This is a genomic window from Brevibacterium luteolum (genome assembly GCF_013004595.1).
In the GTDB taxonomy this organism is placed as follows: Bacteria; Actinomycetota; Actinomycetes; order Actinomycetales; family Brevibacteriaceae; genus Brevibacterium; species Brevibacterium luteolum.
The window spans coordinates 194,842-209,965 of sequence record NZ_JABEMC010000005.1; the positions used below are offsets into that span (position 1 = coordinate 194,842).

14 protein-coding genes and 1 tRNA gene are annotated in these 15,124 nt (G+C 67.0%); 9 read left to right on the top strand and 6 right to left on the bottom strand.

Annotated elements, in window-relative coordinates; all coding sequences use genetic code 11:
• Positions 1–6: 6 nt before the first annotated feature.
• Entirely contained in the window at positions 7–609 is a 603-nt protein-coding gene (locus HLA91_RS09625) for a nitrobindin family protein (RefSeq protein WP_102162029.1), read from the bottom strand.
• Between the two features lie 169 nt (positions 610–778).
• Positions 779–1,567: an ammonia permease gene (locus HLA91_RS09630; RefSeq protein WP_239557083.1), complete on the bottom strand. Its 789-nt coding sequence runs from the start codon at positions 1,565–1,567 to the stop codon at positions 779–781.
• Between the two features lie 169 nt (positions 1,568–1,736).
• Here HLA91_RS09630 and mshD point away from each other — a divergent pair, with 169 nt between their 5' ends.
• The 3 genes from mshD to HLA91_RS09645 are packed head-to-tail and all read left to right on the top strand — an operon-like array spanning position 1,737 to position 5,790.
• Positions 1,737–2,654: a mycothiol synthase gene (mshD, locus tag HLA91_RS09635; RefSeq protein WP_102162030.1), complete on the top strand. Its 918-nt coding sequence runs from the start codon at positions 1,737–1,739 to the stop codon at positions 2,652–2,654.
• A 1-nt stretch (position 2,655) separates the two neighbouring features.
• Positions 2,656–4,791, top strand: a complete 2,136-nt coding sequence (locus HLA91_RS09640) for an RNA degradosome polyphosphate kinase (RefSeq protein ID WP_170274494.1) — start codon at positions 2,656–2,658, stop codon at positions 4,789–4,791.
• A 24-nt stretch (positions 4,792–4,815) separates the two neighbouring features.
• A complete protein-coding gene (locus HLA91_RS09645) occupies positions 4,816–5,790 on the top strand; it encodes an NUDIX domain-containing protein (protein WP_170274495.1) in 975 nt (324 codons plus the stop codon).
• A gap of 46 nt (positions 5,791–5,836) precedes the next feature.
• On the opposite strand, the gene HLA91_RS09650 is transcribed toward HLA91_RS09645, so the two are convergent.
• Entirely contained in the window at positions 5,837–6,136 is a 300-nt protein-coding gene (locus HLA91_RS09650) for a helix-turn-helix domain-containing protein (RefSeq protein ID WP_170274496.1), read from the bottom strand.
• Positions 6,137–6,463: 327 nt separating this feature from the next.
• On the opposite strand from HLA91_RS09650, the gene pstS reads away from it, so the two are divergent.
• The 4 genes from pstS to pstB all read left to right on the top strand — a co-directional run bounded on the left by pstS (position 6,464) and on the right by pstB (position 10,694).
• The gene (gene pstS / locus HLA91_RS09655; protein ID WP_102162034.1) at positions 6,464–7,573 is read left to right on the top strand and encodes a phosphate ABC transporter substrate-binding protein PstS; all 1,110 of its coding nucleotides are present in this window, start codon (positions 6,464–6,466) and stop codon (positions 7,571–7,573) included.
• A gap of 140 nt (positions 7,574–7,713) precedes the next feature.
• Positions 7,714–8,673 carry a phosphate ABC transporter permease subunit PstC gene (gene pstC / locus HLA91_RS09660; RefSeq protein WP_204514218.1) on the top strand — a complete coding sequence of 320 codons (960 nt, stop codon included), beginning with the start codon at positions 7,714–7,716 and terminating at the stop codon, positions 8,671–8,673.
• Position 8,674: 1 nt separating this feature from the next.
• Entirely contained in the window at positions 8,675–9,877 is a 1,203-nt protein-coding gene (gene pstA / locus HLA91_RS09665) for a phosphate ABC transporter permease PstA (protein ID WP_170274497.1), read from the top strand.
• Positions 9,878–9,914: 37 nt separating this feature from the next.
• Entirely contained in the window at positions 9,915–10,694 is a 780-nt protein-coding gene (gene pstB / locus HLA91_RS09670; protein WP_102162036.1) for a phosphate ABC transporter ATP-binding protein PstB, read from the top strand.
• Between the two features lie 108 nt (positions 10,695–10,802).
• On the opposite strand, the gene HLA91_RS09675 is transcribed toward pstB, so the two are convergent.
• The 3 genes from HLA91_RS09675 to HLA91_RS09685 form a co-directional block, all read right to left on the bottom strand.
• Positions 10,803–11,828, bottom strand: coding sequence for an inorganic phosphate transporter (locus HLA91_RS09675; RefSeq protein WP_170274498.1), 1,026 nt, complete (start codon positions 11,826–11,828; stop codon positions 10,803–10,805).
• A 7-nt stretch (positions 11,829–11,835) separates the two neighbouring features.
• Positions 11,836–12,456, bottom strand: a complete 621-nt coding sequence (locus HLA91_RS09680; protein WP_170274499.1) for a DUF47 family protein — start codon at positions 12,454–12,456, stop codon at positions 11,836–11,838.
• A gap of 360 nt (positions 12,457–12,816) precedes the next feature.
• The gene (locus HLA91_RS09685) at positions 12,817–13,422 is read right to left on the bottom strand and encodes a hypothetical protein (protein WP_243743382.1); all 606 of its coding nucleotides are present in this window, start codon (positions 13,420–13,422) and stop codon (positions 12,817–12,819) included.
• An 83-nt stretch (positions 13,423–13,505) separates the two neighbouring features.
• Here HLA91_RS09685 and HLA91_RS09690 point away from each other — a divergent pair, with 83 nt between their 5' ends.
• A complete protein-coding gene (locus tag HLA91_RS09690) occupies positions 13,506–14,570 on the top strand; it encodes a hypothetical protein (protein WP_170274500.1) in 1,065 nt (354 codons plus the stop codon).
• Positions 14,571–14,630: 60 nt separating this feature from the next.
• Positions 14,631–14,706, top strand: a tRNA-Lys gene (locus HLA91_RS09695).
• Positions 14,707–15,124 lie beyond the last annotated feature (418 nt).

The window sequence follows — 15,124 nt, forward strand, 5'->3', positions numbered from 1 at the left end:
GTCTGCTCAGCTCACCTTCTTCAGCCGGGCGGAGGCGTGGCTGGTGAGTTCGGTGCCGAGGGCGGCCATGTCCCACGCCCACATGAGCTCACCGTTGACGAGCCCGTACATGCGGGTCGAGGCGGTGTACTCCTTGGCGCTGCGGGTGCGGGCGACGACATCGGTGCTCAGGTCGATGCGCGGGCCGTTGACCCGGCCTGCGTAGAGCTCCATGATCCCGTTGGGGTGCACGATCGAGACGTCGAGGTCGAAGTCGCCGTTGTCGTTGCGCAGCCCTTCGACCGCCTCGGCGGTGGTGTAGGGCGACTCACCGGTGGGCACCATGAGGCCGGGGCCGGCGTCGAAGTCCTGCCGGTCGCGCACGAGCTGCCAGATCCCGGTCTCGATCGAGAGCGTGTCGGCAGGCGTACCGTCCTCATCGAGCGTCCACGCGTGTGCGGAGTACGCCAGATAGGGCACGTCGCCGGGCACGGTGAAGTCGACGCGCTGGCCGAACTGCTTCTCCGGGGTGCCGGGGTAGCCGACGACGCCCACGCCTTCCCAGGAGCCGATCAGCCAGGACAGCGGGACGAGCTCGCGGTTGAGGTTCGCGTCGATCTCAAGCGGCATGACTGCCGATCACCGGTTGGTCTTGAACAGGTTGGTGATGACCTTGACGGCCACGCCGAGCGTGCCGAGGGCGGCGAGGCCGACGAGTCCGGTGAAGACGATTTCCAAAGCAGCAATGTTGTCCATGCGCTCGATTGTACCCACCGGTCAGCAGCGCTGCACTCGCGGCTCAGCGGTAGAGCAGGATCCGCTCCAGCAGGTAGACGACGGTGCCGCCGAGGGCCACCGGGGTGGCGCCGACGGCCAGCTGCACGGCGAACCGGCGGGCCTTGTCGCGGCGGCGCTCGCGCTGGATCCGCACGGCCTGGAACTTCGCGACCGCCATAATCGACAGCATCCGGTCGACGGCTGCCACGAGTAAACCCATCGCCCCGCCGAGCACGAGTGAGACGAAGAGGGTGACCGATCCTGAGTGCATGAGGGCTGCGACAACTCCGGCGCCGAGCACCGCGACAGCGAGTGCCAGCGGGGAGGTGTAGCGGGCCGGGAACGGCAGCGCGGTCGCAGCCTGGGCGAGGATGATCGCCACCAGAGCGACGACCACACCCTCCCGGTCACCGGGCACACTGAGGGCTGCGATCCAGCTGGCGGCCGAGAGCACGATGACCAGGCCCGCGACCTGGGCGGAGACGTTGGCGACAGCGTGGGAAGCATCGACGCCGCGGGCGAGGTTCTGCACGAACGCCCACAAAAGTCCGATGCCGGTGATCGTCGGCAGCCATTCGACATAGGGGGCGGATTCCTGCGCCCAGACGGCGGCCATCCCGGCCAGGCCGAAGAGCAGCAGCATGACGCCGGTGGCCCGCGGCTGCGGCGAGTCCGTCAGCCTCGGCCAGCCGTAGGCGAGTGCGGCGACGAGCACGGCAGCGGCAGCAGCCAGCGGCCCATAGCCGAGGAAGCTGGTGACACCCAGCCCAACGGCCAGGCCCAGCGCCACAGCAACACGTATCCATCTCATCAGCTTCATTGTGCCGTACACCGCACTGATCCGACACTCAGGCACCGGCCTCACCGGCGCACCCACCTCGTTATACTGACGCCAGAGCGTCTCCCTCCACCGGGCCCGGCGGCGGCCGGCCCGCAGTGTCCGGGGAGGCAGGGAATGCGTCGCGTGGAGGAGATTGCCCATGGTTCCATCCGCTCCCGAGGCGGTTCTCACCGAAGCCGCGGAGCTCACCGATGAGGTGCGTGCGCTGCTGTCGCAAGCCGCTGCCGCTGACGGCATCGCCCCGATCTCCGATGGGCTCTTGGAGGCCGCCGGTGACGACCCGTGGATCATGCTCGAAGCCCGGGCCGGTGATGAGCTCATCGGCTTCGGCATCGCCGCAGCCCAAGGCGAGCGCGGTGCGCTCGAAGCCGTCATCGCGCCCGCCGCCCGCGGCAACGGCTACGGGCGCACCCTCATCGATGCGCTCATCGCACGCGCCGGCCACCCGGTGTGGATGTGGTCGCACGGCGACCATCCGGCCGCCGCGACGATCGCGACGACCCACGGCTTCTCCCGCGCTCGTGAGCTGCTGCAACTGCAGACCGGGCCAGTGGGAGAGCTCTCGCTGCCCGACCGCCCGGCCCCGGACGGGGTGACGCTGCGCTCCTTCGCCCCCGGTGATGAGCCCGGCTGGCTGGCGGTCAACAACGCCGCCTTCGACTGGCACCCCGAACAGGGCCACCAGGAGCTTGCCGACATCGAGGCGATCGTCACCGCCCCCGGCTTCGACCCGGATTCGGTCATCATCGCCACCACTGCTGGCGAGGATGGCCGCGAGCAGATCATCGGATTCCACCAGACGAAGCTCTCCGACGACCACCCGTCGGGTCAGCGGGTCGGGGAGGTCTACGTCATCGCCACCGACCCCGCCGTCCATGCCCGCGGCGTCGGCCAGGCGCTGACCGTGGCCGGGATGCGCTACCTCATCGACGCCGGTGCCGAGTTCATCGAGCTCTACGTCGAATCCGACAACGACCCGGCCCGCCGGCTCTACGCCCGGCTGGGCTTCGACCGGGAGATCATGCACGTCAGCTACGCCCCACCGCAGGAGTCCTGACATGTACGACGTCTCCGCCTTCGGCGCCACCCACGACCTGCCGGCACCGGCCGACCGGTTCCTCGACCGTGAGCTGTCGTGGCTGGCGTTCAACGAACGCGTGCTCGCCCTGGCTGCTGATGAGACTATCCCGCTTTTGGAGCGGGTGAACTTCCTGTCGATCTTCGCGTCGAACCTCGATGAGTTCTTCATGGTCCGCGTCGCCGGGCTCAAACGCCGCATCGCTACCGGTTTGGCCGTCCCCTCTGTCACCGGCGCGCAGCCGCGGGCGGTCATGCGCTCGCTGGGCAAGCACACCCACGCGCTCATGGAGCGCCACGCCGCCCTCTTCACCGAGGACATCGAACCAGCCCTCAGCCGCGAGGGCATCCGGCTCGTGCGCATGGACGAGCTCACCGGTGAGGAGCAGACGATCATCGACGAGATGTTCGACACCCAGGTGTTCCCGGTCCTCACCCCGCTGGCCGTCGACCCGGCGCATCCGTTCCCCTACATCTCCGGGCTCTCGCTCAACCTCGGGGTGCTGCTGCGCCACCCGCAGACCGGCAATGAGGTCTTCGCCCGCGTCAAGGTCCCGCAGTCGCTGCCGCGCTTCGTCGACGTCGCCGCCTCCAACCGCACCCAAGGGGTCTCGCCCGAGGCGCCGGCCCGGTTCGTGGCGATGGAGGACATCATCGCCGCCAACCTCGACCGGCTCTTCGAGGGCATGGACGTCATCGGCCATTCGCTGTTCCGCGTCACCCGCAACGAGGACCTCGAAGTCGAAGAGGACGACGCCGAGAACCTCCTCAAGGCCCTGGAGAAGGAACTGACCCGCCGCCGCTTCGGTCCCGCAGTGCGCTTGGAGGTCACCGAGGAGCTGCACCCGCGAGTGCGCCGCATCCTCGTCCAGGAACTCGAGATCGACGAATCGGAGATCTACGAACTGCCCCGGCCGCTCGACATGCGGGGCTTGAGCGAGCTGGCCTCGATCGCCCGCGAAGACCTGCACTTCCCGCAGGCGGTGCCGGCGATGAACCGCTATCTGTCCCAGGCGGAGACCTCCGACCAGGTCGACATCTTCGAGGCGGTCAAGGAACGCGACATCCTCCTGCACCACCCCTACGATTCGTTCTCCACGAGCGTGCAGGCCTTCATCGAGCAGGCGGCCAACGACCCGAATGTGCTGGCGATCAAGCAGACGCTCTACCGCACCTCTGGCGACTCTCCCATCGTCGATGCGCTCGTCGACGCCGCCCAGGCCGGCAAGCAGGTGCTGGCCGTCGTCGAGATCAAGGCACGCTTCGATGAGGAGGCCAACATCACATGGGCGCGCAAGCTCGAACGCGCCGGCGTCCACGTCGTCTACGGCATCGTCGGGCTGAAAACACACGCCAAGCTGTGCCTTGTCGTCCGGCAGGAGGCCACCGGGCTCGCCCGCTACTGCCATGTCGGCACCGGCAACTACCATCCGAAGACCGCCCGCCTGTATGAGGACTTCGGACTGCTCACCTGCGACCCGGAGGTCGGCCAGGACCTGACGAAGCTGTTCAACCAGCTCTCCGGCTACGCCCCGCAGTCCGAGTACGCCCGGCTGCTCGTCGCCCCGACCCGGGTGCGCGAAGGACTGCTCGAGCTCATCCGCGCCGAGACCGCCCATGCCGAAGCCGGCCGGGAGGCGTCGATCCGGCTGAAGGTCAACTCGATCGTCGACGAGCGGATCATCGATGCCCTCTACCTCGCCAGCCGAGCCGGGGTGCGCATCCAGCTGTTCGTGCGCGGCATCTGCGCGATCCGCCCGGGCATCCCGGGGTTGAGTGAGAACATCGAGGTCCGCTCGATCCTCGGCCGCTACCTGGAGCACTCCCGGGTGTTCGTCTTCGCCAACGGCGGGCACACGATCGCCTACATCGGCTCCGCCGACCTCATGCACCGCAACCTCGACCGCCGCGTCGAGGCACTCGTGAAACTGCGCGACCCCGAGCACATCGCCGAGGTCAGCGGGCTGTTCGACCTCGCCTTCGACGATCGCACCGGTTCCTTCCATCTCGGCTCCGGCGGCATCTGGACGCGTGAGGCCAACGGCGAGGATCCGATCGACTATCAGGCCGAGCTCATCCGCCGGCACCACCGCAAGCGCGCGACCGCGCAGGCGTGAGCGCACCGTCATGAGAGGAGTGCTGTGAGCCCGACACCTGTCTCGACCGCCGGCGAATCCGCCCGGCTGAAGGCCGATGTGCTGGCCGGGGGCGCGGTGTGTTGGCGGGAGACGAGCGCTGGGCTGGAAGTGCTGCTCGTCCATCGGCCGAAGTACAACGACTGGTCGTGGCCCAAGGGCAAGGTCGAGAAGGGTGAGACGCTGCCCGAATGCGCTGTGCGCGAAGTCGAGGAGGAGACCGGACTCAAGATCCACCTCGGGCTACCGCTGCCTGCTGCCCGCTACACGGTCGGCAAGAACCTGCAGAAGCACGTCGCCTACTGGGCCGCCGAGGTGACCGGAGAGGCGAAGCTCACGGCGAGTGATCCGAAGGAGATCGACGACATCGGCTGGTTCTCCGTCGAACGAGCCCGGCAGATGCTGACGCTCTTCGCCGACCGGGAGCAGCTCGACAAAGTCGAGCACGCCCGCCGCACCGGGTCGCTGCGCGCCTGGCCGCTCGTTATCGTCCGCCACGGCAAGGCCTTCCCACGCGCCAAGTGGCATGAGACCGAGCATGTGCGCCCGCTGCTGGCTGTCGGAACCCGGCAGGCGATGGCGTTGACGAACCTGCTGGGAGCCTGGAACCTCCAGAAGCTCGTCTCCAGTCCGTGGAAGCGGTGTGTTGCCACCCTCAAACCGGTCGCAGCAGCGACGGGCTTTCGAATCAAGCAGGTTTCCGCACTGTCGGAGAAAGGCAATGCGGACTCGCCGAAGAAGACCGTCAAAGCGCTGACGAAGCTGCTGTACAAGGGCAGGCCGGTGGCAGTGTGCACGCACCGGCCGGTGCTGCCGACGGTGCTCGACTTCATCGCCGATCACGCCCCGAAGGGCCTGGCTGCGCACCTGCCGGATAAGGATCCGTACATGAATCCCGGTGAGATTCTCGTCGCCTATGTGCGCCCAGGTGAGGTGCCGCGCATCGTCGAGGTCGAACGCTACCGCCCGATCGACACGTGAAAAGCCCACCAGCCGTCGGCAGCGGCGTGTGTGTCAGCCGGTCGAGTCAGGAGTACCCGCCTTCATCCTCCCAATCGTTGAGCCGCATGAGCTTCTCTCGCGTGTAGCGCCGCCGCACACCGTAGCCAGCGAGATCGTCTTCCGGGATGAACAGCGCACCGTAGAATTCGAGTGAGGCGCGCACCCGGCTCTTCTCGTCGTCGGAGAGGTTGCCTCGTCCCCTTTCGAACTCCTTCACCTGCCCTCGGGTCACCCCCGCCTTCTTGGCGATCGTCGCCGCCGACACCTTTGTGAACGCACGCGCAGCACGGGCAAGATCGCTGGTGAGAAATACCTTTTCAGTCATATCCCTCTCCTTTCGCTAGGGTTGGCTCTCCAACTCTAGGCCACCTGCCTGCAAGCCGCGCGGGAGTCACAAGCCAGCCACCTGCCCCGCCGGACGCAGACGCGGCACAGGGTGGGAGCAGACGCGGCACAGCACAACCTCCGGCGCCGCCATGTGAAGCGCGTCACTTCCTTTATCAAACTGTGAGCAAATAAGCACTGACTTTCGGGCGCGTTAACCGTTTGTTCACCTTCGGACTGCTTTGCCGTCACAGACCACTCGTAGCTTTGGAGCGTACGCGGGCGAGATGATGTCGAACGCCCTCCAATTCCAACGAAAGGCAACCCTGTGAAACTCAACCGCTTTGCCCCTGCGGCCATCCTCGCAGCCGGTGCGCTCACCCTCTCGGCCTGTGGCGGCTCGTCGGCAACCGGCGAAGAAGGCAACGGCGGCGGTGGCGGCGAGGGCAGCAACCTCTCGGGCACCCTCACCGGAATCGGCGCTTCCTCCCAGAAGGCCGCCATGGACGCCTGGATCGCTGACTTCACCAGCGAGAACTCCGACGCTCAGGTGCAGTACTCGCCGGATGGCTCTGGTGCTGGCCGCGAGCAGTTCCTCGGCGGCAATGCCCAGTTCGCGGGCTCGGACTCCTACCTCGATGAGGATGAGATCGAGACGGCCAAGGATGTCTGCGGGCCCGACGGCGCCTACGAGTTCCCCGTCTACATCTCCCCGATCGCTGTCGCCTACAACCTCGAAGGTGTCGACGAGGTGAAGCTCTCGGCTGAGACCATCGCCAAGATCTTCAAGGGCGAGATCACCAAGTGGAACGATGAGGCGATCGCCTCGGAGAACGAGGGTGTCGAGCTGCCGGACGAGCAGATCACCCCGGTGCACCGCTCCGATGACTCGGGCACCACCGAGAACTTCACCGAGTACCTTGCCGACGCCGCCGGCGACACCTGGGACGAAGAGCCTGCTGACGCCTTCCCGTCGGCCTTCGGCGGCGAAGCCGCACAGGGCACTGACGGCGTCGTCCAGACCGTCAACGACACCCCGGGCGCCATCGGCTACGCCGACGCCTCGGCTGTCGGCGACCTCGGCACCGTCCACGTCAAGGTCGGCGAAGAGTACGTCGAGTACACCCCGGAAGCCGCTGCCAAGGTCGTTGACGCCTCGGAGCCGGTTGAGGGACGCGGCGACGGCGACCTCGCCATCGACCTCAAGCGCGACACCACCGAGTCCGGCGCCTACCCGATCGTCCTCGTGTCGTACCACCTCGTGTGCTCGACCTACCAGGACCAGGAGACCGTCGACCTCGTCAAGGCCTGGGAGAACTTCGTCGTCTCCGAGGAGGGCCAGCAGTCGGCTGCCGAGTCGGCCGGTTCGGCCCCGATCTCTGACGATCTGCGCTCGCAGATCACCGAGATCCTCGACACCATCGAGGTCAAGTCCTGACCCGGTCGGGAAGCTGCGCCTGCGCAGCTGACGTATCCTGAGGCGGTGTGCTGCTGACGCTTTCGGCAGCACACCGCTTCGGCGGGTTATTGAGACCCACACTATCGCCCACCTCACAGTTTCTGACCGAGGAGACCTTCTTGGCCACCACCGCCCCGGAGAAGACACCCCCGGCGTCACAGCCGAAGGCCGTTGTCCGCGTCGGCGATGCCGTGTTCTCAACGGCAACCCTGGCCGCCGGCATCCTGATCCTGCTGATCCTCGCCGGCGTCGCACTGTTCCTTCTGTTCCAGTCCTGGCCGGTCCTCAAAGCGCAGGCAACCGACCCGGAGTCGATCACCGGCGGCGGATTCTTCGCCTACGTCTGGCCGCTCATCATCGGCACCCTGGTCTCCGCGTTCATCGCACTCCTCGTGGCAACGCCGTTCTCACTGGGCATCGCACTGTTCACCACGCACATGGCTCCGCGCAAGCTCGCCCCGGTCCTCGGCTACACCATCGACCTGCTCGCAGCGATCCCCTCGGTCGTCTACGGCCTGTGGGGCCTCATGCTCGCCAGCCACCTCGTCCCGATCTACGCGTGGCTGGCCAAGTACTTCGGCTGGATCCCGATCTTCGCCCCGACTGAGGACGGCGGCATCTCACAGACCGGGCGCACCATGCTCACCGCGTCACTGGTCCTGGCCATCATGATCCTGCCGATCATCACCTCCCTCATCCGCGAAGTGTTCCTGCAGACCCCGCGCCTGCAGGAGGAGGCCGCCCTGGCTCTGGGCGCGACCCGCTGGGAGATGATCCGGATGGCCGTGCTGCCCTTCGGCACCTCCGGCATCGCCTCGGCCATCATGCTCGGCCTCGGCCGCGCGCTCGGCGAGACCATGGCTGTGGCCATGATCCTGTCCTCTGGCCTGCTGACCGCCTCGCTCGTGCAGGCTGGCAACCAGACGATCGCCTCGGAGATCGCGCAGAACTTCCCGGAGGCTGCAGGGCTGCGCCTGTCCGAACTGATCTCGATCGGCCTCGTGCTGTTCATCATCACGCTCATCGTCAACATGGCCGCCCGCGCCATCGTGGCCAAGACCTCGGTGAAGGGAAGCTGACATGCAGAAGTCGAACACCTCGCTGCAGCCTCAGACGCAGCAACCGGCAGACACCGGCACACCAGCACCCCGGCAGAAGAAGAAGCGGACCGCCATCGAGCTGAAGTCCAAGCAGCTGCCCAAGTGGGCGCCGTGGGGCGTTGCCGCGGCCGCGATCATCGCCGCCATCGCGCTGTCGTTCATCTTCACCGGAGGCTTCAACATCGCCCTGGCCGCTCTGCTCGCCGGCCTCATCAACCTCGCCGTGATCTTCGCCTGGTCGTTTGCCGTTGAAGGTCAACGCAAGGCCACCGACCGGGTGGCGACAACGCTGGTGACCTCCGCCTTCGCGATCGCCTGCATTCCGCTCATCTCGCTGCTGTGGACGGCGCTTGAGCGCGGCGGCCCGGTGCTGCTCGAGCACCCCTCAGTGCTCAACCGCACGATGCAGGGCATGAAGGGTGTGCTCGACCAGGAGTACGTCGCCGGCGAGACGAGCCTGGCCGGCGGCTTCTACCACGCGATCGCCGGCACCGTCCTCATCACGCTGGCCTCGTGTGTCATCTCGATCCCGATCGGCGTGCTCACCGCGATCTACCTCGTCGAGTACGGCCGCCGGAATCCCCTGGCCCGCGGCATCACTTTCCTTGTCGACGTCATGACCGGCATCCCTTCGATCGTCGCCGGCCTGTTCGCGTTCTCGCTCTTCGGCACGATCGCCGCGATCGTCAATCCCGGTGCGATCGGCTCTGCCAAGACCGGTATCGCCGCAGCGGTCGCACTCTCGGTGCTCATGATCCCGGTGGTGGTGCGCAACACCGAGGAGATCCTCCGACTCGTGCCGATGGATCTGCGTGAGGCGACCTACGCGCTCGGTGTGCCGAAGTGGAAGACGATCGTGCGAATCGTCCTGCCGACGGCGATCTCGGGCATCCTGTCCGGCATCACCATCGCCATCGCGCGTGTCATCGGTGAGACCGCGCCGATCATGGTGACCGCAGGCTTCGCCAAGAACCTCAACTGGGACCTGTTCTCCGGCTGGATGTCGACGCTGCCCACCTATATCTACGACTCGCAGATGCGCCCGGTCTCACCCGGCGTGGCAGCAGCGGCCTCCAGCGAGCGCGCTTGGGCGGCGGCCCTCGTGCTCATCATCATCGTCATGCTGCTCAACCTCATCGCACGGCTCATCGCCAAGGCCCTCGCCCCCAAGGCCGGACGCTGACGGCTGCCTGGCAGCTGAAGAAAGGGAAAACTCACTCATGTCCAAGCAGATCGACATCGAAGATCTCAACATCTACTACGGCGACTTCCTCGCCGTCGAGGGCATCAGCATGCACATCGAGCCGCGCTCGGTGACGGCCTTCATCGGACCGTCCGGATGCGGCAAATCGACGGTGCTGCGCACCCTCAACCGCATGCACGAGGTGATCCCCGGCGCACACACGCAGGGCAAGGTGCTCATGGACGGCCAGGACATCTACGCCCCCGGCGTCGACCCGGTCAACGTCCGCCGCGAGGTCGGCATGGTCTTCCAGCGCGCCAATCCGTTCCCGACGATGAGCATCAAGGAGAACGTGCTGGCCGGCGTGCGGCTGAACAACCGGCGCCTGTCGAAGTCCGATGCCGACGATCTCGCCGAGCGCGCCCTGCGCGGAGCGAACCTGTGGAACGAGGTCAAAGACCGTCTCAACCTGCCTGGCTCGGGCCTGTCCGGTGGTCAGCAGCAGCGTCTGTGCATCGCCCGTGCGATCGCCGTCCAGCCCGAGGTGCTGCTGATGGACGAGCCGTGCTCGGCACTCGACCCGATCTCGACGCTGGCCATCGAGGACCTCATCAACGAGCTCAAGGATGAGTACACCGTCGTCATCGTCACCCACAACATGCAGCAGGCCGCCCGCGTGTCCAACCGCACGGCGTTCTTCAACATCGCCGGCACCGGCAAGCCCGGCAAGCTCATCGAGTTCAACGACACCAACCAGATCTTCTCCAACCCGGACAAGGAAGAGACGCAGAACTACGTCTCCGGCCGCTTCGGCTGAGCCACCCGTCTGCTCCCCCGCACACAGACGACCGTTCCCGAGGTGGTGGACACCACCTCGGGAACGGTCGTCTCTGCATGCGGTCTGCAGGTGGTCGGTGCCTGCAGATCAGTGCAGCACGTACAGCGGCAGGGCGACTGCCGCGCCGAGCAGGCCGGCGATGAACAAGGCGGTGGCGGCGACGGCGACGACCGGGATGAGGAAGCGGCCGCGCACATGCGGACGGGGTGTGCCCAGCTCGGTGCCGATGTTGGAGGCGATGACGAGGTAGCTCATCGAGACCGGCAGCCGCAGCAGGGCCGCGGCGACGAAGAGGAAGCCGGCGGAGACGGCGTCGGCGACCGTGGCCTTGACCGGCTCACTCATGGTGACCATGCGGACACTGACGGTGCGCACCATCCGCCAGCCGCTGAGGAAGGTGCCCAGCCCGAGGGCGACGGCGATGAGGATGCGAACCGGCCAGGCGATGCCGAGCACATCGTGGCTGATGCCGACCGGGTCGGTGTGGGCGAGGATCGCGATCATCATGACGACGCCGACCTTCTGCGCGTCCTGCATGCCGTGGGCCAGGCCGAGAAAGGCCGAGAGCACGTTGTTGGCGAACCGGCTGTGGCGAAACAGCGGCTTGGGCGCGTGGCTGGCCAGTACGCGGGTGGTGGCGCGGCTGGCGGCGTAGGCGATGACGAGGGCGACGACCGGGAGCAGGAAGGCCGGGGCGATGAGCGTCCAGAACACCAGACCGGCATCGGTGGCGATGCCGAATACGAGGGCTGCGCCGATGATCCCGCCGAACAGACAGTGAGTCGAGGACACCGGCACTGCGACCAGGTAGGTGGTGATGTTCCAGACCAGGGCGGCGAAGATCCCGGCCCCAAGCACTAGCAGGACGGTGTTCTCCACCGGCGGGAACTCGACGAGGGCCACGGCAACGCTTTCAGCCACGCCCTGGCCGAGCAGAGCCCCGATGAAATTGAACACCGCTGCGATGATAAGTGCCAGGCGCGGGTGGACGGACCTGGAGGCCACGGCATTGCCGACGGACAGGCCGGCGTCGTGGAAGCCGTTGACGAAGGCGTAGCTGATGGTGAGGACGATGACGACAGTGAACAGCACGTCGGAGGAGACGACATCCACGTCCGGCCTAGGATTCCTTGAGGGCGATGGCGGCAGCGATGCGGCCGACGTCCTTGAAGGATGCCGAGGCCTGGGTGAAGGCGGACGCCAGCTGCATCGAGGCTGCGGTGTAGGTCAGGCCCCGGCGCGACAGCGGCACGGCGTCGGCGATCGATTGGCTCAAGGAGATGGCGCGCAGGTGCAGACGATCCATCGTCTCGACGTAATCCCACTGGTCATAGTGGCCCTGCAGCCGGCGGGTCATGCGCAGCGTCTGGTCTGATTGGTGCGACAGCACTGCGAGCATCTCCGGCACGCCGGCCGGCAGCTCGTCGAAGACCTGGGAGGTCATGGCGAAGCTGACGGACTCCAGTTGGTAGCAGACCTCGCGCAGGCGATCGGCGAGGGCGAAGATGTCTCCGCGGTCGAGCGGGGTGATGTAGTTCTCGCGCAGCTGCCGGGTGATCACCCCACGTGCGGCGTCGGCCTGGTCGGTCAGCTCCTGCATGCGGGCACTGGCCTGCTGGCGGGCGTCTGCTGGGATGCCGGAGAGTTCGGCGAGGACGAGGTTGCAGCCCTGGATGAGCTCGGCGAGCTCGGTGCAGCGGGCGAAGAGCTGGGTATCCTGCGGTGTCCGTCTCAGGCGCACGCCGTCCTCCGGTGTCTGTCTCAGCGGGATCGTAGGGTGAGGGCCGGCAGCAGGACGCGGGAGGACCGGTTGGTGCCGAAGTGTGGCGGTGCCGGACCGAGAGCGCCTCTCGGCGTGTGGCCGCTCGAAGCGGCTGATGTTGGAGCCCGGGGCTTCAGCGATCCGGCACCGTGCGCCCAGGATACAAGCTCGTCTTGAATTGCCCAACCGGGCAGATCCCGGCACGGACCCCGGTGCGACACGAGACCGGCTGGAGGCTGGCCGTCTGTTGTGCAGAAGGCCGCCGGCAGAGCCCCTGGTGAGAGGATCGCAGGCGTTCTCTGCAATACTCAGCGCTCTCGATGTGGCGCTCAACGTCGATCAGTCGAGGCGGCCTTGGGTGTAGGCCCGCGCGGCGGCGGCGAGGTCGTCTGCGAGGCGTTCGAAATCCCCCGCGCCCGAGGTGTCGGCTGGGCTCTCGGCCCGACGTCCACGGGCGGTGACGGTGATGAAGGCTGCGGCCCGGGCCAGTGCGATGGCGTAGTCGCCGCGGAAAGCGCCGGCGAGAATCTCATCGGCGGCCCGGGCAACCTCGTCTGGACCCGGCGGGGAGGCGATGCCGGCGATCACCTCGGGTGCGGTGCGGCCGTCCCGGCCGGACGAGAACCAGTCCGCGGCCTGGCGCGGCGAACGGCGGATCCACTCGCGGATGGCGTACAGGCGCCACAGGGAACCGGGCAGGCTCACCGCCGGGGCGCTGGCCCACACCTCGGCGATGGCTTCCAGACCGAACTCCTCGGCCAGGTGGACGAAACGGGCGGTGGCGGCGTCGTCGCGGTCAGGATCAGTGCTGGAGTCGCGGTGCGGGGAGATGAGCAGGGCAGCCGTCGAGTGCGCGAGCTCGGTGCGCGCGGCAGGATCGGGGGCGGTGTCGAGCGGATCCATGTCCGGCATCGGCAGGGGCTTGTGAAAACGAGGCTGTGACACGCCGCCCAGTCTACGCGGGCTGGCAAGGCGCCCTGTCGGGAATCCTACATCTGCCTCCCAGCCAGCGGCGCTACCGTATGGCTATGACCAACAGTGCGAAGGTCCAGACGGGTCTCAAGACTGCTACGAAGTTCGCGTTCACGAAGGACGGCGAGCTCAAGCCGCATGCGGAGGGAACAGTGCGCAGGCTGCTGGCCGTGCAGCGCCCTGCGGTGCTGGCGTACCTGCGAATGCTGCGGCGGAAGAACCCCGAGGCCTCGCCTGCGGAGATCGCCGACATCGTCCGCAAGCACTACCTATGGGCAGCCACCGGTGGAGGTGCTGCAGTCGGCGCAACTGCCGTGGTGCCCGGGCTCGGGACGCTGGCTGCCGCTGGTGTCGCGGCTGTGGAGACGGCCGGATTCTTAGAAGCTTCAGCACTGTACGCGCAGGCGATCACCGAACTGCACGGGCTGCCGGTGCGCGATCCGCAGCGGGCGAACGCGCTGGTGATGGGTCTGATGCTCGGCAACGCAGGCAAGGACCTGGTGAAGAAGTTCTCCGCCCAGGCTGCCGGTGAGGGTCCGGCACTGACCTCGCATTGGGGCCCGATGGTCGCCAAGCAGATCCCGGCACAGATGATGGACACGCTGACCAAGCGGATGCGCAAGACGATGATGCGCAAGTACGCTGCGCGCACCGGCGGGTCGATGGTCGGCCGCCTCATGCCTTTCGGCATCGGAGCGGTGATCGGCGGTGTCGTCAACCATCAGATGGCGCGCACCGTCGTCCGGCATTCGCGCAGCGCTTTCGACCCGTACCCCGGCGCATTCCCCCACGACCTCGACCCGAAGATCAGCACGCCGAAGGCCGACGCCGACCTCATGGGCGGGCTCAAGCACCTCATCCGGCTGCTGCAGCTGCGCAAATCCAAGGGTCAGGTGATCCCCGGCGAGGTCATCGACCCGGTGACCGCTGACAGCCAGATCCTCGTCCACGAGAGTGCGGGGGACTTCGACCCCGAGGCGCCGCGTACCTATCAGACCGGCAACAGTGAGGCTGGCGGCAGAGGCAGCCGGTGGTGGGGACGCAAGACGGGCCAGCCTGCAGACGCTTCCGGGCGCAGGAAGCGCGGGATCAGCCCGTGGAGCGTTGATTGGCGGCTGTGAAGCCGCAGCTCAGTCTGTCGAGTTGGGCACCGTGGGACCAGCGGTCTACAATCAGTCTGCGGGCCTCTAGCTCAGTTGGTAGAGCAACGGACTTTTAATCCGTGGGTCGTGGGTTCGATCCCCACGGGGCCCACCAGGAGGTCGTTGTTCACACCGGTGGCATTACCGGTTTGAGACCTCGTTACAGCGGCCCGCCCCTCGTGGCGGGCCGCTTTCGCGTGAGATTCGGGGTCGGAGAACGCGTTGAACGGTTCTCCCTGATGACCGTCTGCGGTGCGCCGCGCTGTGCTTTGCCCACAGCGTCGAGACCACGGGAGTATCACTGTGCCTATACGACATGACGTCCTCGTATTTCGCAACCGAACACGAAGACGAGCTGCGACGAGGCGGCTGGGCCCAGGAGCATCGTGGATCGCCGCGAGTTCGGTGAAGGGTTCGCAGCGATACGTCGGCCATCATTGCCCCATCATGAGGCGGAGCAGGCCGGAGGCGCGCCTCCGCTTGGCGCGGCAGGTCTGCCGGTAAGCTGAGAGCTCTGTTCTGCCAGTCTCACG

Bases quoted from the DNA above. Each gene is read 5' to 3' on its own strand.
- HLA91_RS09625 (WP_102162029.1), bottom strand. From the start codon at position 609: ATGCCGCTTGAGATCGACGCGAACCTCAACCGCGAGCTCGTCCCGCTG.
- HLA91_RS09630 (WP_239557083.1), bottom strand. From the start codon at position 1,567: ATGAGATGGATACGTGTTGCTGTGGCGCTGGGCCTGGCCGTTGGGCTG.
- mshD (WP_102162030.1), top strand. From the start codon at position 1,737: ATGGTTCCATCCGCTCCCGAGGCGGTTCTCACCGAAGCCGCGGAGCTC.
- HLA91_RS09640 (WP_170274494.1), top strand. From the start codon at position 2,656: ATGTACGACGTCTCCGCCTTCGGCGCCACCCACGACCTGCCGGCACCG.
- HLA91_RS09650 (WP_170274496.1), bottom strand. From the start codon at position 6,136: ATGACTGAAAAGGTATTTCTCACCAGCGATCTTGCCCGTGCTGCGCGT.
- pstA (WP_170274497.1), top strand. From the start codon at position 8,675: ATGCAGAAGTCGAACACCTCGCTGCAGCCTCAGACGCAGCAACCGGCA.
- pstB (WP_102162036.1), top strand. From the start codon at position 9,915: ATGTCCAAGCAGATCGACATCGAAGATCTCAACATCTACTACGGCGAC.
- HLA91_RS09690 (WP_170274500.1), top strand. From the start codon at position 13,506: ATGACCAACAGTGCGAAGGTCCAGACGGGTCTCAAGACTGCTACGAAG.